Source organism: Streptomyces sp. NPDC026377, from assembly GCF_055567715.1.
In genome coordinates, this window is record NZ_JBVHPV010000001.1 from 280171 (window position 1) to 300391 (window position 20221).

At 73.5% G+C, this 20221-nt stretch carries 13 protein-coding genes; 5 read left to right on the forward strand and 8 right to left on the reverse strand.

Going from position 1 to position 20221, the window contains the following annotated elements; all coding sequences use genetic code 11:
* A partial coding sequence (locus ACZ4MU_RS01125; RefSeq protein ID WP_467869455.1) for a Scr1 family TA system antitoxin-like transcriptional regulator occupies positions 1–200 on the forward strand: 200 nt, incomplete at its 5' end.
* A gap of 212 nt (positions 201–412) precedes the next feature.
* The gene (locus ACZ4MU_RS01130; RefSeq protein WP_467869457.1) at positions 413–622 is read left to right on the forward strand and encodes a DUF397 domain-containing protein; all 210 of its coding nucleotides are present in this window, start codon (positions 413–415) and stop codon (positions 620–622) included.
* A 97-nt stretch (positions 623–719) separates the two neighbouring features.
* Here ACZ4MU_RS01130 and ACZ4MU_RS01135 read toward each other — a convergent pair whose 3' ends face one another.
* Positions 720–1562, reverse strand: coding sequence for a hypothetical protein (locus tag ACZ4MU_RS01135; RefSeq protein WP_467869459.1), 843 nt, complete (start codon positions 1560–1562; stop codon positions 720–722).
* A gap of 81 nt (positions 1563–1643) precedes the next feature.
* Between ACZ4MU_RS01135 and ACZ4MU_RS01140 the strand changes: the two genes are divergently transcribed.
* Together ACZ4MU_RS01140 and ACZ4MU_RS01145 are read left to right on the forward strand one after the other, a co-directional pair.
* Positions 1644–2426: an SDR family oxidoreductase gene (locus tag ACZ4MU_RS01140; protein ID WP_467869461.1), complete on the forward strand. Its 783-nt coding sequence runs from the start codon at positions 1644–1646 to the stop codon at positions 2424–2426.
* A 332-nt stretch (positions 2427–2758) separates the two neighbouring features.
* Positions 2759–4354: a sodium:solute symporter family protein gene (locus tag ACZ4MU_RS01145; RefSeq protein ID WP_467869463.1), complete on the forward strand. Its 1596-nt coding sequence runs from the start codon at positions 2759–2761 to the stop codon at positions 4352–4354.
* Between the two features lie 7 nt (positions 4355–4361).
* Here the strand turns inward: ACZ4MU_RS01145 and ACZ4MU_RS01150 are convergent, their stop codons facing one another.
* From ACZ4MU_RS01150 to ACZ4MU_RS01165, 4 genes are all read right to left on the reverse strand, one after another.
* Positions 4362–5486 carry an ADP-ribosylglycohydrolase family protein gene (locus ACZ4MU_RS01150; protein WP_467869465.1) on the reverse strand — a complete coding sequence of 375 codons (1125 nt, stop codon included), beginning with the start codon at positions 5484–5486 and terminating at the stop codon, positions 4362–4364.
* Positions 5487–6005: 519 nt separating this feature from the next.
* On the reverse strand, positions 6006–7610 hold the full coding sequence (locus ACZ4MU_RS01155; RefSeq protein WP_467870573.1) for a tetratricopeptide repeat protein: 1605 nt from the start codon (positions 7608–7610) through the stop codon (positions 6006–6008).
* 1850 nt (positions 7611–9460) lie between these two features.
* Positions 9461–12070 carry a bifunctional FO biosynthesis protein CofGH gene (locus ACZ4MU_RS01160; protein WP_467869467.1) on the reverse strand — a complete coding sequence of 870 codons (2610 nt, stop codon included), beginning with the start codon at positions 12068–12070 and terminating at the stop codon, positions 9461–9463.
* A gap of 76 nt (positions 12071–12146) precedes the next feature.
* Positions 12147–12977: a TIGR03619 family F420-dependent LLM class oxidoreductase gene (locus tag ACZ4MU_RS01165; RefSeq protein ID WP_467869469.1), complete on the reverse strand. Its 831-nt coding sequence runs from the start codon at positions 12975–12977 to the stop codon at positions 12147–12149.
* A 203-nt stretch (positions 12978–13180) separates the two neighbouring features.
* On the opposite strand from ACZ4MU_RS01165, the gene ACZ4MU_RS01170 reads away from it, so the two are divergent.
* Complete coding sequence (locus ACZ4MU_RS01170; protein WP_467869471.1) at positions 13181–14749, forward strand: CehA/McbA family metallohydrolase; 1569 nt, start codon at positions 13181–13183, stop codon at positions 14747–14749.
* Between the two features lie 604 nt (positions 14750–15353).
* On the opposite strand, the gene ACZ4MU_RS01175 is transcribed toward ACZ4MU_RS01170, so the two are convergent.
* From ACZ4MU_RS01175 to ACZ4MU_RS01185, 3 genes are all read right to left on the reverse strand, one after another.
* Positions 15354–16808: an aldehyde dehydrogenase family protein gene (locus ACZ4MU_RS01175; protein ID WP_467870575.1), complete on the reverse strand. Its 1455-nt coding sequence runs from the start codon at positions 16806–16808 to the stop codon at positions 15354–15356.
* A 2-nt stretch (positions 16809–16810) separates the two neighbouring features.
* The gene (locus tag ACZ4MU_RS01180) at positions 16811–18553 is read right to left on the reverse strand and encodes an N-acyl-D-amino-acid deacylase family protein (RefSeq protein WP_467869473.1); all 1743 of its coding nucleotides are present in this window, start codon (positions 18551–18553) and stop codon (positions 16811–16813) included.
* Positions 18554–19025: 472 nt separating this feature from the next.
* On the reverse strand, positions 19026–20153 hold the full coding sequence (locus tag ACZ4MU_RS01185) for an LLM class flavin-dependent oxidoreductase (protein WP_467869475.1): 1128 nt from the start codon (positions 20151–20153) through the stop codon (positions 19026–19028).
* Between the last annotated feature and the right edge of the window lie 68 nt (positions 20154–20221).

Below are 20221 nucleotides of genomic sequence, written 5' to 3' on the forward strand. Positions count from 1 at the left end.
AGTTCGCCATCCTGGAGTTCCACGACGCCATGGACGCGAGCGTGGTCTATCTGGAGGGCGTCACCAGCGACCTGTATCTGGAGAAGGCCGCCGATGTGCAGAGCTACACGGTGATGTACGAGCATCTGCGGGCCAAGGCGCTCAGCGCCGAGCACTCCCGGGACTTCATCCACGAAGTGGTGGACGGGTACTCGTTGTGAGCGAATGACACGAGGGGTGGCCGGGGCCCCCGGGGGCGGGCACCTTACACCTTGGCATCCTCAACTGAGAAGAACCCGATGGAATATGCCATCCGGACGGGTGAACGACCCCTGCGGCCGGTGATGTTGCGGCGTAGCGTCACACGCACAGCCGCTGGCCCTCAGCGGCCGGGCACATCACCCGGACAACCGGATCAAGCATCGGAGCCATCATGCGCGTTCAGAAGCCCGTACTGACGGACTGGACCAAGTCCTCGTACTCCGCCGTGAACGGCGACTGCGTGGAGGTCAAGGCGGCGGACAGGACGACCGTGTCCGTCCGCGACTCCAAGAACCCGCTCCACGGAATGCTCGACTTCGCCCCCGAGACGTGGTCGGCCTTCCTCCAGGACGTCAACCGCACCTCCCCGCGTGGAGTCTGATCTTCACCGGCATCGCTCCACCGCGAAGTGAGCAAGGCCCTCTCGACTGGTCCGCCGTCCTGGCCGAGGGGGCTGGTTGCTGTCCGGACCCCTCCGCTCAGCGGCGCAGCCGGTCGACATGGCGGTCGGTGCCCGGCACCGTGGGGATGAACGGCGCGGCCAGCTCGACCCGCCCGAGCCCCGATCCGGCCACCTCCTCCCCCAGGTCCGCGAAGTGCTCGGACCACACCCCGGCCGGATCCCGCTCCAGGAACCACAGCAGCGTGAGGCGGGTGTCGACCCCCTCGACCTGCTTGACGTAACTCATCCGGTCACCGGGCAGCGGGGTCGGCCGGAAGACCGTCACCAGCGCGGCCGGCCCGCCCGCGAGCCGGCGCGGCAGGTGCCGCGCGCGCAGCCACTCCAGCAACTCGGCGCGCCGGCCGGGGTTCTCGGAGTCGATCACCTGGAGCACCAGGCCCGCGTACGGGTGGTCCAGCGCGTGGTAGTCGCGCGGCCCCGCCGCCCCGTCCCGGTAGACGGTCGCCTCGTGGTCCTGGAAGGCCGTGAAGACGTGCGTGCGGTCCTGGTAGACGCGGCCGTCCCGATTGAGCCGCCTGTTGATGCCGACGGTCCACTTCATGTGGTCGTCGTAGCGGCCCTCGGTGATCCAGTACGTGGAGAGGTAGCACCCGGCGGTCACCGGAGTGGCGATCGCCGACCTCTCCGGGTAGCGCAGCTCCTGGAGCTCGCGGGTGGCCACCCAGCGCCGCCCCGCGAACATCCAGGGCATCGCCATGGCCCCGGCGTAGTAGTGGTCGTCCTCGTACCAGCGGTTGTACGCGTACTCGTGGCCGGGGTGCGGCTCCACCATGGTGATCAGGGCATGGCCCGGGTGCACCCCGTACGGTCCCACCGCCGCCAGCTCCGCGTACGTCTCGCTCCTGGTCTCCTCACCCACCGCGCTCCCCTTCCCTCCTGCCGCCGACCGCCCTACTCTGACGCCCCGTCAGAAGAACTGCCAGAGCCGGGAGGCACCCGGATGTCGTTGAACGGGAAGACGGTCGTGGTGTCCGGCGTCGGGGCGGGCCTGGGGCACCAGGTGGCCGCGACCGTCGTCCGGGACGGGGCCAACGCGGTGCTCGGCGCGCGCACCGGGGAGAACCTGCTGAGGACGGCCCAGGAGATCGACCCCGGGGGCGGGCGCACCGCCTGGCGGCCGACCGACATCACCGTGGAGGCGCAGTGCGAGGCGCTGGCCGCGCTGGCGCTGGAGCGGTTCGGCCGGATCGACGCGGTGGTCCATGTCGCCGCCTGGGACAGCTACTTCGGCGGGGTCGAGGACGCCGACCTCGCCACCTGGCAGCGCGTCCTCGACGTCAATCTGCTCGGCACCCTGCGCATGACCCGGGCGTGCCTGGCGGCCCTCAAGGAGCGCGGCGGCGCGGTGGTCGTCATCGGCACGCAGTCGGCGATCGCGGCGCCCTCCCAGGTGAGCCAGGCGGCGTACGCGGCGTCCAAGGGCGCTCTGACCTCCGCGATGTACTCCATGGCCCGGGAGTTCGGGCCGCACCGGATCCGGGTGAACACCGTTCTGCCCGGGTGGATGTGGGGGCCGCCGGTACAGGCGTACGTCCGGTTCACCGCGCACGCCGAGAAGGTGCCCGAGGAGGAGGTGCTCGGGCGGCTCACCGAGCGGATGGCGCTGCCGGAGCTGGCGACGGACGCGGACGTGGCGCACGCCGTGGCCTTCTTGGCCTCGGACCGCGCCAGGGCGATCACCGGGCAGTCGCTGCTGGTGAACGCGGGGGAGATCATGCGCTAGCGGAACCAGCCGACCCGCTCTCTCGGCCGCACGGGACCCGCATCCCGTGCGGCCGTTCACGTTGGTACGCGTCTGACGAAGTGGCCCGTTCATGGTGGGGCGGGGGCCCTCGGGGCGACAACACTCGGTGCGGTAAAGGCGGAGCAAAACCGTTCTGCCTCCTGACCTGTGTTCATATCCATGACCACCACAAGCCTTGACCGGCCCTCCGCACAGGCGGTTCAATCCCCGGAAGTCCCCGCTCCCGCACGGGGCCCGCTGAGCCGGACGTACTGACGAAGAGCACCGGCATACACCTCGACGTTCACAAGGCGGACCCCTCGGAGGGGACAATGAACAGTCTCGACTGGGCCGTACTCCTCGGCTACTTCGGCGTCATGGTCGCGATCGGCGTCTGGTCCCACAAGCGGGTGGACGACGTCTCCGACTTCTTCACGGCCGGGGGCCGGATGCCGTGGTGGCTCTCGGGCATCTCGCACCACATGTCCGGGTACAGCGCGGTGATGTTCACGGGGTACGCGGGCATCGCCTACCGCTACGGTGTGACGTCCTTCGTCACCTGGTCCTTCCCCATCGCGGTCGGCATCGGCATCGGCGCCAAGCTCTTCGCGCCCCGGCTCAACCGGCTGCGCTCCAAGCTGCACGTGGCCTCGCCGCTCGAATACCTCAAGAACCGCTACAACATCTCCACCCAGCTCGCGCTCGCCCTGTCGGGCATGCTGCTCAAGATCGTGGACGTGGGCGCCAAGTGGGCCGCCATCGCCACGCTCCTGTCGGTCTTCACCGGGGTCACCCTCACCCAGGGCATCTTCATCACCGGCTGCATCACCGCCGTGTACTGCACGGTCGGCGGGCTGTGGGCGGACGCGCTCACCGAGCTCGGGCAGTTCGTCATCCAGCTGTGCGCCGGCGTGGCCATGCTGGTCGCGACGATGGGCGAGCTCGGCGGGATCAGCGCGCTGTGGACCGTGTGGGACAAGCTCCCCAGCGGCCACGCCGACCCGACCGCCGGGCCCTACACGGTGACGTTCCTGCTCGCGTTCCTCTTCATCAAGACCTTCGAGTACAACGGCGGGATGTGGAACCAGGCCCAGCGGTACATGGCCACCGACTCGGCGCGCTCCGCCACCCGTTCGGCCCGGCTCTCCGCGATCCTGTGGCTGGTGTGGCCGGTGGTGCTGTTCTTCCCCATGTGGTGCGCGCCGCTCCTGGTGCAGGCGAAGAAGCCGGACGCCTCCGACAGTTACGCCCTGATGACCGAGACCCTGCTGCCGCACGGGCTGCTCGGCCTGGTCATCGTCGGTTTCTTCTCCCACACGATGGCGATGTGCTCCTCGGACGCCAACGCCATCTCGGCCGTCTTCACCCGCGACATCGCCCCGGCGCTCTCGCGGCGGGCACGCGGCTGGGACTCGCGGGCGGGGCTGCTGGCGGCGCGCCTGTCGACGCTGGTGTTCCTCGGCCTGTCGATGTCGATCGCCACCCAGGTCAACTCCCCCGCCTTCAAGGACATCATCACCGTGGTGATCAAGTGGGTGGCGGGTCTGATGGGCCCGATCGCGATCCCGTTCATGCTGGGCCTGCTGCGCGCCTTCCGCACGTGTGGCCCCACGGCGGCGCTCACCAGCTGGGCGGTGGGCCTGGTCGCGTTCTTCCTGGTCAACTACGACCTGGACGGCTCCGACCGTACGGGCGTGGCGCTCCAGTACCAGGTGTCGGTGCCGCTGGCGATCTCGCTGGTGCTGTACGTGGTGGTCGGCCTGGTCAGGCCGGAGGACACTCCGGAGCGGGACGCGCTGCTGGACCGGATCAACTCCGACGGCGACGGGCCGGGCGCGGGGTCGGGGACGGGGGCCGGTCCGGGATCCGGTTCGGCGTCGGCGGCGGTCCCGGGGCGGTCGGGGCAGGCGAAGGCGCTGGAGCTGTGAGGGCGGGCTAGGCCCGGGGGTAACGGGCCAGCCAGCCCGGGGAGTTGATGCCGGGCCCGTGCAGGGCGGGGCCCTGGGTCATCTCCATCGCGAAGTCGTCGGCGAGTTCGAGGACGGTGGAGCGCCCTTCCAGCCCCGCGAGCCAGCCGGGCGGGAGGGCGGTCTCGCCGTGCAGGGCACCCAGGAGCGTGCCACACAGGGTGCCGGTGGCGCCGGAGGGGCCGTCGTGGTTGACGGCGAGCAGCAGGCCGTGGCGGATGTCCTCGCCGACGAGGGCGCAGTACACGGCGATGGCCAGCGCGTCCTGGGCCAGGTGTCCCTCGCCCAGCGAGGCCACCGGGCCCGGGCTCGGCACGCCCTGGCGTACGGCGCCGAGCGCGTGCTGGAGGGCCTCGGTGACGGGCTGGTGGCCGGGGCGCTGGGCGAGCAGGCCGAGCGCCCGCTGGACGGCCGCGTCAAGCGGCTCGCCCCGGGCGAGCCCGTGCACGACCACCGCGAAGGCGCCGGCCGAGAGGTACGCGGCGGGATCCCCGTGCGTCTGGGCCGCGCACTCCAGCGCGAGCTGGAACACGAGCTGCGGCTCCCAGCCGACGAGCAGGCCGAAGGGGCCGGAACGGGTGACGGCGGCGGGGTCGCGGGCGTCGGGGTTCTTGGGCCGGTCGAGGGTGCCCATGACGTCGTCGGCGAGCCCGAGCAGGCACGGCCGGGCGGGGTCGCGTCTGCTGTACAGCCACTCCTGAGCGGCCAGCCACCCGTTGTCCGTCCGCCGCTCGTCCGGCCCCCAGTCCCGCTGGGTGGCGCTCCAGCGCAGATACGCCCGGTGCACGTCGGTCGGGGGGTGCCAGGCGCCGGTGTCGCGGCGGACCTGGGCGCGGATGAGGCCGTCGACGGTGAAGAGGGTGAGCTGGGTGGCGGCGCCGATCCGGCCTCCGCCGGCGCCGCCGGCCGGGCCGGTGACGCCCTGCGGGCCGTAGCGGGTGCGGATCGCGTCGAGGGCGAGGGGGGTGACCGGGGCGCCGAGCGCGTCACCGATCGCCCCGCCGAGGAGGCTGCCGCGGACCCGGCTGCGGAAGTCCTGCTGTTCGGTGCGGCCCCATATGGAGGTGGTGGGTCCGGTGGCTGCTGCGGTCATGGCGCAGCACTGTAATTGATTGGGTGCGGGTGAATAAGACCGTGGGGGACCGCTCTGTGGCGAGTTTTGTTCCCCCACCCCGCCCGTTCCCTCAACCCTCCGGGGGCGGGGGCCCTGCGGGGGGCGGGCTGTTCGTCTGCGGGTGGGTGGGGGCTGGTCGCGCAGTTCCCCGCGCCCCTGAGGGGGTCGGTGGGGGTGCCTGGATTTTGGCGGCGGGCCGGTGGTGGGCTGGTCGCGCAGTTCCCCGCGCCCCTTGGGGGGTCGGTGGGGGTGCCTGGATTTTGGCGGCGGGCCGGTGGTGGGCTGGTCGCGCAGTTCCCCGCGCCCCTGAGGGGGTCGGTGGGGGTGCCTGGATTTTGGCTGCGGGCCGGTGGTGGGTTGCTCGCGCAGTTCCCCGCGCCCCTTGGGGGTGCGGGTGCTGTTTCGGGGAGGTTCGGGCAATCCAGCCCCTCCGGCCTGTGAGGAGCGGGGTGCGGGGGCGGAGCCCCCGGGAAGTATCTTCCCCCGGCCCCGGAGGGTTTAGGGGAGCGGGTGGGGTGGGGGGAGTTCTCTCAGGAGGGCCCAGGCCTGGTGGGTTCGGGGGAGCAGGGCCCGGGGGGGCGTTCCGCACAGGCCCAGTTCCTCCAGGCCCTCCGCCCACCCCGCCCACACCTCCCACCCCGCGCCCCCGGACGACGACAGCAGCGCGTCCGCCCGGGCCCAGTCACCCCGGGCGCACGCCGCCACCACGTCGTCGCCCCGCCACCGCGCCACCCCGCCCGCCCGGCTCGCCGCCATCGCCCGGTGGAACGCGCCCTCCGCCCCCGCCAGCGAGGCCGCCGCGTCCGCCGCCGCCCCGAAGTTCCCCCGCGCCCGGTGCGACGCGGCCCGGGCGGGCCCGGCGGGGACGCGGCCGGACAGCAGCGCCAGGCAGTGGTCCAGGAACGGACCCGCCGCACCCCCGGCCGCCAGGCACTCCCGCGCCCGGCGCCCGTACGCCCAGCCGATCTCGGGATCGAGCGGGATCGCCCGGTCCAGGGCCGCCAGAGCCTCGCCCGGCCGGGAGAGGCCGAGCAGCGCCGACGCCGCCGCCGCGTGCGACGCGCCCTGCCCGGGGTCGAGCTCCACCGCCCGCGCCAACGACTCGTACGCCTCCTCGTACCGTCCGAGCGAGAGCAGGACCCGGCCGCGGCCCGCCACGGGGACCGCGTCGGCCGGGTCCTCCCCGGCCGCCGCCGCGTAGTCGCGCAGGGCCTCCTCGTACCGCCCGGCCCGCCAGTACGCCTCCGCCCGCGCCGTAAGGACCCCCCGGTCCCGTGGGCCCGCCAGGGCCACCGCCCGGTCCAGGTCGGCCAGTTCGGCCGCCGTCTCGCCCAGGTCCGCCAGCAGGAACGACCGCTCCAACAGCGGCGGCGCACCGGACGCGGGAAGGTCTGCCGCGCGGTCCAGGTCCGCGCGGGCCCCCGCCACCCGCCACAGCCGCCGCCGCACCCGCCCGCGCCAGGTGAGCGCGTACGCGTCGTCCGGCGCCTGCGCGACCGCCCGGTCCAGGTCCTCCAGCGCGCCCTCGGGGTCGCCCGACTCCGTCCGCAGCCGCGCCCGCATGATCAGCGCCCAGGTGTAGCCGGGGTCCACCTCCAGCGCGCGGCCGAAGTCCGCCAGCGCCTCCTGGTGGCGGCCCAGCGCCTCCAGGGACAGGGCGCGGCTGCCCAGGGCCCACGCGTACGCCCCGTCCAGCGCGAAGGCCCGCCCGTACTCCGCCACCGCCTCCTCGTGGCGGCCCGCCGCGCGCAGCACGTCACCGCGCTCGCCGACCACCCACGCCGGATCCGCCGCCAGCCGCTCCGCGCGCTCCAGGTCGGCCAGCGCGCCCGCCGTGTCCGCGAGGTCGCGCCGCACCTGGGCGCGGCGCACCAGCGCCCAGCCGTAGTCACCGTTCAGCTCCAGTGCCCGGTCCAGGTCCGCGAGCGCGTCCGCCGGCCTGCCCAGCTGATGGCGGATCCGGCCGCGGCTCGCCGGGGCCCAGGCGTCGCCCGGGTCGAGGAGGATCGCGCGGTCGAGATCGGCCAGCGCCTCCTCGAAGCGCCCGAGCCGCCGGTACATGTCGCCCCGGTAGCCGATGAAGTACGCGTCGTCCGGGGCCAGTTCGCATGCCCGGTCCGCATCGGGCAGCGCCGCCGCCGGGCCGTGCAGCGCGTAGCGCGCCACGGCCCGTCCGTAGTACGCCCGTGCCCGCCCGGGGTCGAGCGCGATCGCCTGGTCCAGGTCGGTCAGCGCCTGTTCGTGGGCGCCGGTGTGGCGCAGTTCCCTGGCCCGTACGACATGGGCGGCCGCGCGGCCCTCCGCGTCGAGGCCGCCCCGGGACAGCAGCAGCCCCACCACCCCGGACACGCCCGCCGGTTCGTCGCCGAGCGCCGCCAGGCAGTCGGCGCCCCAGCGCCGCAGCGGCCCGTCGTCGCCGTCCTCGCCCGCCTCGGCGAGCGTGGTGGCCCAGCGGCGGGCGGCGGCGGGCCCGGCCTCGCAGGCGTCGACGCCGTCGCGCAGCATCCGGGCGAGCGCGGCCCCGGGCCGGGCGCACAGCAGGTGGTAGGACTCCTCAAGGCGCAGCTCGCGCCACCGCTCAGCGCTCCACGGGCTGCGCGCGGGGACGGGGCCCGCGGCCTCGCGGCGCGCCCCGAGAGCCTCGGCGAGCCGCTGGTGGCCGGCGCTCCAGCGCTGCGGCGAGCCGGTGCGCTGGACGCCGAGCATGGCCGTGCGCACCACCGGGTGGTACTGGGCGCGCCCGCCGTGGTCGCTGACGAACGGCAGGGACCGCAGCCACCCGTACAGCCCCGCCGCGTCCTCTTCGACCGCCGCCCGGAACACGTCCTCGTCGATGTGCCGGGGCAGCGCGCAGGCGAGCGCGGCGGCCCGCCGCACCGGGTCGCCCTCCCACTTCAGGAAGCGGTCCACGGCGGTGGCGCCGGGGGCGCGCGCGTCGCCGGGGTTCTGGGCGAGCGTGGAGACCAGGACCGGCAGCCGTCCCGACAGGCGCAGCACGTCGCGGACGACGTCCTCGTCCACCACGCCCTTGGCGGCGAGCAGTTGGCGCGCCTCGGTCTCGGTGAACAGGTCGAGCGGCAGCTCCGCCACCAGGTCCGCGCTGTCCGCCCAGCAGCCGGGGTCGAGCCGGCGCTGGCCCGCGAGGACCACCACGACCCGGGCGGGCAGCGCCCCGTACCGCTCGGTGGTGATGAGGTCGCGCAGCCAGGTGTCGAGGAAGGGCGAGGTGCGTTCGTACGTGTCGAAGAAGAGCACCGTCCACGGCGCCTCGTCGGCGAGCCGCACCAGCTCCGCCACGAACACCGGGGTGAGGACCCGCACCGGGTCCAGGACCAGCTGGACGTCCTCCTGCTTGCCGAACCGGGCGCCCAGCGCGGCCCGCGCCCGGTCCGCGCCCTGGGCGAGCTGCTGGGCGTCCACCCCGCCCGCCAGCATCCCCACGCCCGGCACCAGGCCGAGGCCCACCAGGGAGGCCTGGGCGAGCAACGAGGAGCCGGGCGAGGGCGCGGCGGGGCCGGGACCCGCGGGGGCGGCGGACTCCGCCTCGTACCGCATCCGGCGGTAGGCCGCGAGCAGCCGCTCCAGGGACTTGAGCGGGCGTCCCTGGCGGGCGAAGTGGACGCAGAGCGCGGCGAGGGTCTCGGGGACGCTGTTGACGGCCTCGTCGGCGCAGGCCGTCACCGCGCCGCGTTCACGCGCGGTGTGTTCCAGCTCCCGCACCAGGGAGGTCTTGCCGACCCCGGCGGCTCCGTGGACATGGAAGACGAACCGGTGCCGCTCGTCGTCCACGGGGATGTCGAAGTTCTGCCGGAAGAGCGCGAGTTCGCCGCGCCGTCCGACGAATCCCGCCCGTCTGCGCCGCCGGATGAGCTCCTGCATCGACGCGCCGCCCGCTGCCATGGGATCAGTATGCGACCCCCCTGTGACAACCGCCCCCCCTCGACGACAGGCTCTCAGTCCCCCAGCACCGGCAGCAGCTCCGGCAGATGGCCGTCCGAGGCGAGCGCCGCCTCCCGGCGCTCGGGCGGCACCTCGCCGTAGAGCGTGGTGCGCGGCCTGGCCGGGCGGCCCGCCGCCTCCGCGATGGCCTCCAGGTCCCTGATGGAGCGGTACGAACCGTAACTCGACCCGGCCATCCGGGAGATGGTCTCCTCCATCAGCGTGCCGCCCAGGTCGTTGGCGCCCGAGCGCAGCATCTCGGCGGCGCCCTCGGTGCCCAGCTTCACCCAGCTGGTCTGGATGTTGGGGATGTGCGGGTGCAGCAGGAGGCGGGCCATCGCCACCACCGCGCGGTTGTCGCGGGTGGTCGGGCCGGGGCGGGCGATCCCGGCCAGGTAGACGGGCGCGTTGGTGTGGATGAAGGGCAGCGTCACGAACTCGGTGAAGCCCTGCCGGCCGGAGTCCAGTGCGGCCTGCTGGACGCGGGAGAGCGTACGGAAGTGGCCGAGCCAGTGGCGGGGCTGGTCCACATGCCCGTACATCATCGTGGACGAGGAGCGGATGCCCAGCTCGTGGGCGGTCTGGACGACCTCGATCCAGGTGGCGGTGGGCAGCTTGCCCTTGGTGAGGATCCAGCGGACCTCGTCGTCGAGGATTTCGGCGGCCGTGCCGGGGATCGAGTCGAGGCCCGCCTCCTTGGCGGCGGTCAGCCACTCCCGGATGGACAGACCGGTGCGGGTGGCGCCGTTGACGACCTCCATCGGCGAGAAGGCGTGCACGTGCATGCCCGGTACGCGCTCCTTCACCGCCCGCGCGATGTCGAAGTACGCCGTGCCCGGCAGGTCCGGGTGGATGCCGCCCTGCATGCACACCTCCACCGCGCCCACCTCCCACGCCTGTTCGGCGCGGTCGGCCACCTGCGACAGGGAGAGGGTGTACGCGTCGGCGTCGGTGCGGCGCTGGGCGAAGGCGCAGAAACGGCAGCCGGTGTAGCAGACGTTGGTGAAGTTGATGTTCCGCGTGACGATGTACGTGACGTCGTCGCCCACCACGTCCCGGCGCAGCTCGTCCGCGATCCGGCAGAGCGCGTCCAGGGCCGGGCCGTCCGCGTGCAGCAGCGCAAGCGCCTCCGCGTCGGTCAGCTTCGTGGGGTCGTCGGCGGCGGTGGCGAGCGCGGCCCGTACGTCGGTGTCGATCCGGGAGGGCGCCATGCCGGGCGCGGCCGCCTCGCGCAGCGCCTCCCAGTCGCCGTACACCTCGTCGAAGTCGTCGCGGCGGTCGCCGGTGCGGCCCTCGGTGTCGATGGTGCGGTGCAGATCGGTGCGGCCGGTGGAGGCGAAGGCCTCCTCGGGCTCCTGCCACGGGTGGCCCTCGACCACCGCGTCCGGCCGGGCCAGGCCCGTCTCCGGGTCCGCGAGCGCCCGGACGTGCGGCAGCAGCCGGGGGTCCAGCCAGGGCTCGCCGCGCGTGACGAACTCGGGGTAGACGCAGAGGCGTTCGCGCAGCTCGAACCCGGCGGCGGCGGACTCCGCGGCGAGCTGCTCGATCTTCGGCCAGGGCCGCTCCGGGTTCACATGGTCGATGGTGAGCGGCGAGACCCCGCCCCAGTCGTCGATGCCCGCCCCGATGAGCCGTCCGTACTCGCTGTCCACCAGGTTCGGCGGCGCCTGGAGGCAGGCGGAGGGGCCCATGATGTGCCGGGCCACCGCGACCGTGGCGACCAGCTCGTCCAGCTCCGCGTCCGGCATGCCGCGCATCGCGGTGTCCGGCTTGGCGCGGAAGTTCTGGATGATCAGTTCCTGGACGCCGTGGTAGGCGCGCGCCACGCGGCGCAGCGCGAAGAGCGACTCGGCGCGCTCCTCGTGGGTCTCGCCGATGCCGATGAGCAGCCCGCTGGTGAAGGGGACGGAGGAGCGGCCGGCGTCCTCCAGGACCCGCAGCCGCACCGCGGGCTCCTTGTCCGGCGAGCCGAAGTGCGGGCCGCCCGGCTCGGACCACAGCCGGGTCGCGGTCGTCTCCAGCATCATGCCCATGCTCGGAGCGACGGGCTTGAGGCGCTGGAAGTCGGTCCACGACATCACCCCGGGGTTGAGGTGCGGCAGCAGGCCGGTCTCCTCCAGGATGCGGATGGAGATGGCCCGTACGTACGCGATGGTGTCGTCGTAGCCGTGCGCGTCCAGCCATTCGCGCGCCTCGGGCCAGCGGTCCTCCGGCTTGTCGCCGAGGGTGATCAGGGCTTCCTTGCAGCCGAGCGCGGCGCCCCGGCGGGCGATGTCCAGGACCTCGTCGGGGGAGAGGAACATCCCGTGCCCGGCCCGGCGCAGCTTGCCGGGCACGGTGACGAAGGTGCAGTAGTGGCACTTGTCCCGGCACAGCCGGGTCAGCGGGACGAAGACGCTCTTGGAGTAGGTGATGACGCCCGGGCGGCCCGCCGCCTCCAGGCCCGCGTCGCGGACCCGGGCGGCGGAGGCGGCGAGGTCCACCAGGTCCTCGCCGCGCGCCTGAAGCAGCACGGCCGCCTCGGCGGTGTCCAGCGCGACACCGTCCCTGGCCCGTTTCAGGGCGCGCCGCATCGCGTTGGCGGTCGGTGCGTCTGCCTGCGGTCGCTGCGCGCTGGAAGTCATTCCCCGAGCATACGAGCGGCCCCCGCTCGGCCGAGTCCCGGCGTGGTGGCCCGGCCGGTGCCGGGCCACCACGCCCTCACACGTACGGCGCGAACTCGTCCAGCGCCTTCAGTACGGTCCGCTCCTCGGCGGACGGCAGCTGGAGGATGATCTCGTCGATGCCGAGGTCCGCGTAGTGGGCGAGCTTGCCGGGCGAGGGGAGCACCGCGTACGGGACGACCCGCAGGTCGGCCGGGGCGCGGCCGGCCTCCTCCCAGGCCCGGCGCAGCAGCGGCAGCGAGTCGGTGAGGCCGCCCCCGCCGATCGGCAGCCAGCCGTCCGCGAACTCGGCGATGTGCGCGAACAGCTTCGGCCCCGCCGCGCCGCCGACCAGGACGCGCGGCGCCCCGTTCCGCACCGGCTTGGGGTGGGCCTCGCTGGCCCGCAGCGAGCCGAAGCGGCCCTCGTACGCGGTGGGCTTCTCCGCCCACAGCGCCCGCATCAGCGCCATGCGGTCGCGCACCAGCTCGCGGCGCGTGGACCACTCCACGCCGTGGTCGGCGGCCTCCTCGCGGTTCCAGCCGTAGCCGACGCCGAGGGTGAAGCGGCCGCCGCAGAGGTGGTCCAGGGTCGCGGCCTGCTTGGCCAGGTCGATCGGGTCGTGCTGGGCGACCAGCGTGATGCCGGTTCCGAGGTCGAGCTCCGGGGCGACGGCGGTCATCTGCGCGAGGGCGATGAAGGGGTCCAGGGTGCGGCTGTACTGGCGGGGCAGCTCGCCGCCCGGCGGGTACGGGGAGAGGCGCTCGACGGGGATGTGCGTGTGCTCCGGCAGATACACGCCGGCGAACCCGCGCTCCGCCAGCTCGCGGGCGAGCCGGACGGGGGTGATCGTCTCGTCGGTGAGGAAGATCGTGGTGGCGATACGCATCCCCACTTCCTATCCCCGCGCCCTTCCGGGTGCAAGGGATGCGGCCCGGCCACCGCCCGTGCGGACCGGCCACGCGGCCGCCACGGACCGGCCATCGCCCAACCGCCGCCCCTTGCAGCGGAGTTCACTCGCGCGTACGACTGTGGGCAGCGACGGACACGCACCGACAGGCCCCTTCCCCCCCTCCGCTGGGAGCAGACGCCATGACCGGATCCGAGGACAGAGCCCAGGACGGCACCGACGACCGGACGCTGGGCCGGCGCGGGCTGTTCGTGACGGGAGCGGCCACCGCGCTCACGCTGGGAACCGTGAGCTTCGCGAACGCGGCGCCCGGTGACGGCGGGAGCGGCGGTGGCGCCGGTGGCGGCAGCGGCTCCCGGGAGGTGACCCGGGTCGTCACCGGCACCCTGCCGCCCGGCGCGCCCGACTTCGTGTACCTGCCGGTGGAGGTCCCGCGCGGGGTGCGCGAGCTGGCCGTGGCGTACACGTACGAGAAGGCGGCCGTCCCGGCGGGCACGCCCAACAACGCCCTGGACATCGGCGTCTTCGACGAGCGCGGCACCGGCCTGGGCGGCCGGGGCTTCCGGGGCTGGTCGGGCGGGGCCCGCACGGAGTTCTTCATCCGGGCGGACGCGGCGACCCCCGGCTACCTCCCCGGGCCGGTGCGGGCCGGGACCTGGCACATCGCGCTCGGCCCCTACACGGTCGCGCCGCAGGGGCTGCCGTACACCGTGACGATCACCCTGAAGTACGGCGAGCGGGGCCGCGCGCCCCGGCCCGTGTACCCGCCGTCCCGGGCCAGGGGGCGGGGCCGGGCCTGGTACCGGGGCGACTGCCATCTGCACTCCTGGTACTCCGACGGCAGGCGCACCCCCGCCGAGATCGCGGCGCTCGCGCGGGCGGCGGGCCTGGACTTCATCAACACCTCCGACCACAACACGAACGCCTCGCACCCCGCGTGGGAGGGGCTGTGGGGCGAGGACCTGCTGATCCTCACCGGCGAGGAGGTCACCACCCGCAACGGCCACGTGCTGGCGCTCGGCGTCGACCCGGGCACGTTCGTCGACTGGCGCTACCGCGCCCGCGACAACCGCTTCGGCCACTTCGCCCGGGAGATCCGGCGCGCCGGGGGCCTGGTCGTCCCGGCGCATCCGCACGGCACGTGTGTCGGCTGCAACTGGAAGTTCGGGTTCGCCGAGGCGGACGCGGTGGAGGTGTGGAACGGGCCGTACACCCCCGACGACGAGGTCTCGCTCCAGGAGTGGGACAGCACGCTGGCGGTGGCGGCGCGCTCGGGCGGGCGCTGGACCCCGGCGATGGGCAACAGCGACGCCCACCGGGACCCCGACCGCGTCGGCGGCCCGCAGACGGTGGTCCTCGCCGACGACCTGTCCCGTCAGGCGGTCCTGGCGGGCCTGAAGGCGGGCCACTCGTACGTGGCGGAGTCCTCGGCGGTCTCGGTGGTCTTCGGGGTGTCGGGCGGGCGGGGCGAACACGCGGGCATCGGGGACCGCCTGCGGGTGCCCCCGGACGCGCCGCTCACGGTACGCCTGGAGGTCACGGGCGCACCGGGCTGCACGGCGTCCTTCGTGACGGACCAGGGGGTGGTGTTCTCCTCGGTGCTGGGGGGTTCTGGGGCGGGGGTGGTGGAGTGGCGGACGACGGCGTCGTACGCGACGTACGTACGGGCGGAGGTCCGCCGCCCCCCGGTGACACCGGTCCTGCCCGGCGCCCTGGCCGCCTTCACGAACCCGGTGTTTCTGGGCGAATAGGTCTTGGGGGGGCGCCTGTGGGCGGGGGCTGCTCTTGGCCGGGGGTGCACCTGCGGGTCGTGGCGGGTCGCTCGCGCAGTTCCCCGCGCCCCTTGTGGACCGGGGGTTCGTGTACGGCCGGTCCCCGCGCCCCGGAAGGCCATGTTTTCGTCCGCCGGCCGGTGGGGCTTGCTCGCGCAGTTCCCCGCGCCCCTGAAGGGGCTCGACTCCATCTGCGGGCCGGTGGGGGCTTGTCGCGCAGTTCCCCGCGCCCCTTGGGTAGTCCCCCGCAGCCGGAAATGCGGCTCAGCCACCCGCTTTCAGGAGCGCGGGGAACTGCGCGAGCAACCCACCACAGCCCGCAGCCAAACGACAGCCCCTCAAGGGACGCGGGGAACTGCACGACCAGCCCACCACCAGGCCGCAGCCAAACAACAGCCCCGCAAGGGGCGCGGGGAACTGCGCGACCAGCCCACCACCGGGCCGCAGACAAACGACAGCCCCTCAAGGGACGCGGGGAACTGCGCGACCAGCCCAGCACCGGGCCGCAGACGAACCCCTGGCCGGGAGGGCACGCCCCGCCCGCCGCAGGCGAACCCCCGGGCATGAGCGGGACCGGGCCGACTCAGCCCGGCCAGACCAGGGACTGGAGTTCGCTGTACGCCCGCAAGGCGTAAGAACCCACATCCCTCCCCACCCCACTCCGCTTGAACCCCCCGAACGGCGCCTCCAGGTTCCGCCCCACCGTGTTCACCCCGACCCCACCCGCCCGCAACCGCCGCCCCACCCGGAAGGCCCGGGCCACGTCGCCCGACCAGACGTAGTCGATCAGGCCGTAGTCGCTGTCGTTGGCCAGCGCGATGGCCTCCTCCTCGTCGTCGAAGGGGACCACCGCCACCACCGGCCCGAAGATCTCCTCGCGGACGACGCGCATGTCGTTGGTGCAGTCCGCCAGGAGCGTGGGGGCCACGTAGAACCCCCGCTCCAGCGGCGGCCGTTCACCCCCGGCCACCACCCGTGCCCCCTCCTTCCGCCCCAGCTCCACATACGCCTCCACCCGGTCCCGGTGCGCCGAGGAGATCACCGGCCCCACCACCGTCCCGGGGGACGAGGGGTCGCCCACCGGCAAGTGGCCCGCATACCCCGCCAGTCGAGCCACCAGCTCGTCGTGCACCGACCGGTGCACCAGCACCCGCGTCGGCGCCGTGCAGATCTGTCCGCTGTAGAACGAGAACGTCGTGCCGATGCCCCGCACCGCCGACCCCAGATCCGCGTCCTCGAACACCAGGGCCGCGCCCTTGCCGCCCAGCTCCATCAGCTGGCGCTTCATCTCCCGGCCGCACACCTGAGCGATGCGCTGCCCGACCGCCGTGGAGCCGGTGAAGCTGACCATGTCGACGTCCCGTGAGTCCACGGCCGCCTCCCCGAGGGCCGGGGCAGTACCGGTGACGACGTTCACCACGCCCGGCGGCACCCCCGCCTCCGCGAGCGCCTCGGCCATGCGGAAGACGGAGAGGGGGTCCTGGGGCGCGGGTTTCACCACCACCGTGTTGCCCATGGCGAGCGCGGGCGCGACCTTGCCCGCCGGGTTGGCCCAGGGGTTGTTGTACGAGGTCACGCAGGTCACCACACCCACTGGCTGCCGTATCGCGAGCGCCCCGAAGACGCCCGCCCGCCCCATCGGCCCGGCCTCGTTGATCTGCGGCGGTACGGCGGTCTCGACCGGTTCCAGGGCGCCCTTCGCGTACCGACGGAAGCGTGCCGCGCCCACCGCGACCTGCATACCGCGTGCGGTCGCGGTGGTGGCGCCGGTCTCGGCGCGGGCGAGCTCGGCGTACGCGGTGGACTCGCGCTCGATGATGTCCGCCGCCCGGTCGAGGATCGCGGCGCGCTGTTCGGGCGCGGTGCGGGACCAGCCGTCGAAGGCCTCGCGGGCGGCCGAGGCCGCCGCGTACACCTGGGCGCGGCTCGCCTCGGGGGCCAGGCCCACCACCTCCTCGGTGGCGGGGTCGACGATCTCGTACCGCCCGCCGTCCGGCTCGACCCACTCGCCTCCGAGGAACAGTTTCGGCTCGTACACGCTCACTTGACCGACACCGTCCTCGTGTCGCGGCCGGAGCGCAGGACCGTCCCCGGCACGGCTCCGGTCACCACGTCGTCGCGGATCGTCTCGACGCCGTTGACGCGGACCGAGACGACGCCGATCGCCTTGGCGTCCAGGCGGGGGCTGCGGCCGGGCAGGTCGTGGACGAGGGTGGCGGGGCCGGCCGCGACGCGCTCGGGGTCGAAGAGGACGAGGTCGGCGTGGTATCCCTCCTCGATGCGCCCGCGCCCGCGCAGCCCGAAGAGCCGGGCCGGGTCGTCGCTGAGCATCTGCACGGCCCGCTCCAGCGGCACCAGCCCGCGCCCGCGCAGACAGTCCCCGAGGAAGCGGGTGGTGTACGGGGCGCCGCACATCCGGTCCAGGTGGGCGCCCGCGTCGGAGCCGCCGAGCAGGACGTCCTCGTGCTGCCAGGTCTCCTGGCGCAGCGCCCAGCTGGCCGGGTCGTTGTCGGTCGGCATCGGCCACAGGACGGTCCGCAGCCGGTCGTTGGCGCAGATCTCGACCAGGCAGTGGAAGGGGTCCTGGCCGCGCTCGGCGGCGATGTCGCGCACCACGCGTCCGGTGAGGGAGGCGTTGGCCTCGGAGTAGGTGTCGCCGATGACGTACCGGCCGAAGTCGGCGAGGCGCCGGAAGACCCCGGCCTCCTTGCTCCCGGCGCGGCGCAGCATCCCGGCGCGTACGGCCGGGTCGCGCAGCTTCGCGATCCGCTCGGGGACGGGGAGGTTGAGGATCTCCCCCCACCCCGGGATGAGGTTGAGGGCGCAGAAGGTGCCCAGCGACATGTTCATCGGGGTGAGGATCGGCATGGTCAGCGCGACGATCCGGCCGCCCGCGCGGCGGGCGCGCTCGCTCGCGGCGAGCTGGCGCGGGACGCGTTCGGGGACGGCCGCGTCGATGGTGAGCACGTTCCAGTTCAGGGGGCGTCCGGCGGCGGCCGACATCTCCACCAGGAGGTCGATCTCCTCGTCCGAGAACTGGTCCAGGCACCCCGCCACGATCGCCTCGATCTGGGTGCCCTCGTGCTGCCCGACCGCCCGCGACAGCGCGAGGAGCTCCTCGGGCCGGGCGTGCCGGGAGGCGACGGGGCGGCCGTCGCCGTCGGAATGCGTGGACGACTGGGTGGTGGACAGGCCCCAGGCGCCCGCGTCCATGGCGTCGTGGAGGAGGCGCAGCATGGCGTCGAGCTGGGCGGGGGTGGGGTCGCCGCCTACGGCGTCGGGGCCCATGGCGTAGCGGCGCAGCGCGCAGTGGCCGACCATGAACCCGGCGTTGACGGCGATCCGCCCTTCGAGGGCGTCCAGGTACTCCCCGAACGTCGACCAGCTCCAGTCGACCCCGTCCTCCAGGGCCTTGAGCGCCATGCCCTCCACCCGGGCCATCATCCGCCGGGTGTAGTCGGCGTCCTCGGGGCGGTCCGGGTGGAGGGGGGCCAGGGTGAAGCCGCAGTTGCCCCCGGCGACGGTGGTGACGCCGTGGTTCATGGACGGGGTGGCGTACGGGTCCCAGAACAGCTGGGCGTCGTAGTGGGTGTGGGGGTCGACGAAGCCGGGGGCGAGGACGAGGCCGTCGGCGTCCTCGCTGGTGCGGGCGGTGTGGGGGGTGAGGGTGCCGGGTTCGGCTATCGCCTCTATGCGGCCTGCCCGGATGCCGATGTCTGCGGTGTAGGCGGGGGCGCCGGTGCCGTCGGTGACGGTGGCGCGGCGGATCAGGTGGTCGAGCATGTCCCTCTCTCCCTCGCGTGGGTGCCCCGGCCGGGGCCGTGCGGCGGGCCGCCGCCGTTGCGGCCTCCGGCCGGGGGTACGGGGCGACGTTCCGGGAGGTCGCCGTCCCGCGCCTGTTCGAGCCCCCGCCCCGCCCCTTCCCCGAACTCTCCGGGGGCTGGGGTGCGTAGGGGCCTGATTTCGTCTGCGGGTGCGGTGGGGCGATGAGGGGCTCGATTTCGTCTGCGGGCCGGTGGGGGCTTGTCGCGCAGTTCCCCGCGCCCCTTAACCGGAGAACCCGGCTCAGCCACGGAGGTCTCCAGGGGCGCGGGGAACTGCGCGACCAGCCCACCACAACCGCAGCCAGACGACGGGCCCTCAAGGGGCGCGGGGAACTGCGCGAGCAACCCACCACAGCCCGCAGACGACCACCGGCCGAGAAGGGGCGCGGGGACCACGGCCCCGCCCGGGGGGTTCGGGGCGCGGTCCCGAGTCAGACTCCCGCCGACCCGCGGAATCGGGTCGTACGGTGCACCGGATCCGTATCGATCTTCGGAATCACATGCTCCCCGATCAGCCGGATCGTGTTCATCGTGTCCTCGTAGGGCACACCGATCGGCAGCCCGAAGGACAGCTGATCCGCCCCCGCCTGCTCCCACCGCTTGCACTGCCGCGTCACCTCCTCCGGATCACCGCAGATCATCAGCTCCTCCGCGATGAGGAGTTCGATGATCTCGGTGGTGTACTCGGGCAGCAGCTCGGGCCACTGAGGCACGCCCTCCGGGCGCGGGAACGTGTCGTGGTAGCGGAAGACCAGGGACTGGAGGCGGTTCAGACCGCCCGCCGCCGCGATGGCCACCGCCTTCTCGTGCGTCTCCGCGCAGATCGCCGTCGACGTCACCATCACGTTGTCGTTGACGAAGTCGGAGATCGGCTCCGCCTCCCGGATCGCGGTCTTGTACTGCTCCAGGACCCACTCCATGTCCGAGACCTTCTGGACGGAGAAGCCGAGGACGCCCAGGCCCTTCTTCGCGGCCATGGCGTACGACGAGGGCGACCCGGCCGCGTACCACATCGCGGGGTGCGACTTCCCGTACGGCTTGGGGAGGATCTTGCGCGGCGGCAGCGACCAGTGCTTGCCCTGGAACCCCACGTACTCGTCCTGGAGCCACATCTTGGGGAACTCCGCGATGGTCTCCTCCCAGATCTCCTTGGTGTGGTTCATGTCGGTCACCCCCGGCATGAACCCCAGGATCTCGTGGGAGCCGGCGCCCCGGCCGGAGCCGAACTCGAAGCGGCCCTCGCTGAGGTGGTCCAGCATCGCGACCTTCTCCGCCACCTTGACCGGGTGGTTCACCGCCGCCAGCGGGTTGAAGATGCCCGAGCCGAGGTGGATGCGCTCGGTGGCGTGGGCGAGGTAGCCGAGGAAGACCTCGTTGGCGGACAGGTGCGAGTACTCCTCCAGGAAGTGGTGCTCGGAGGCCCAGGCGTACTTGAAGCCGGACTTGTCCGCCTGGATGACGTACTCGGTCTCCTCCATCAGCGCCTTGTGCTCGGCCTGGGGGTCGACCGACGAGCGTGCCACGGGCACGTAACCCTGTACGAACAGACCGAACTCCACGGAGGTTCACCGTCCCTGTCGTCGTCATGGACTCTCGTAACCTGACGCATCGTCAGATTTCCGATGGT

Bases quoted from the DNA above. Each gene is read 5' to 3' on its own strand.
- ACZ4MU_RS01130 (WP_467869457.1), top strand. From the start codon at position 413: ATGCGCGTTCAGAAGCCCGTACTGACGGACTGGACCAAGTCCTCGTAC.
- ACZ4MU_RS01140 (WP_467869461.1), top strand. From the start codon at position 1,644: ATGTCGTTGAACGGGAAGACGGTCGTGGTGTCCGGCGTCGGGGCGGGC.
- ACZ4MU_RS01145 (WP_467869463.1), top strand. From the start codon at position 2,759: ATGAACAGTCTCGACTGGGCCGTACTCCTCGGCTACTTCGGCGTCATG.
- ACZ4MU_RS01150 (WP_467869465.1), bottom strand. From the start codon at position 5,486: ATGACCGCAGCAGCCACCGGACCCACCACCTCCATATGGGGCCGCACC.
- ACZ4MU_RS01160 (WP_467869467.1), bottom strand. From the start codon at position 12,070: ATGACTTCCAGCGCGCAGCGACCGCAGGCAGACGCACCGACCGCCAAC.
- ACZ4MU_RS01165 (WP_467869469.1), bottom strand. From the start codon at position 12,977: ATGCGTATCGCCACCACGATCTTCCTCACCGACGAGACGATCACCCCC.
- ACZ4MU_RS01170 (WP_467869471.1), top strand. From the start codon at position 13,181: ATGACCGGATCCGAGGACAGAGCCCAGGACGGCACCGACGACCGGACG.
- ACZ4MU_RS01180 (WP_467869473.1), bottom strand. From the start codon at position 18,553: ATGCTCGACCACCTGATCCGCCGCGCCACCGTCACCGACGGCACCGGC.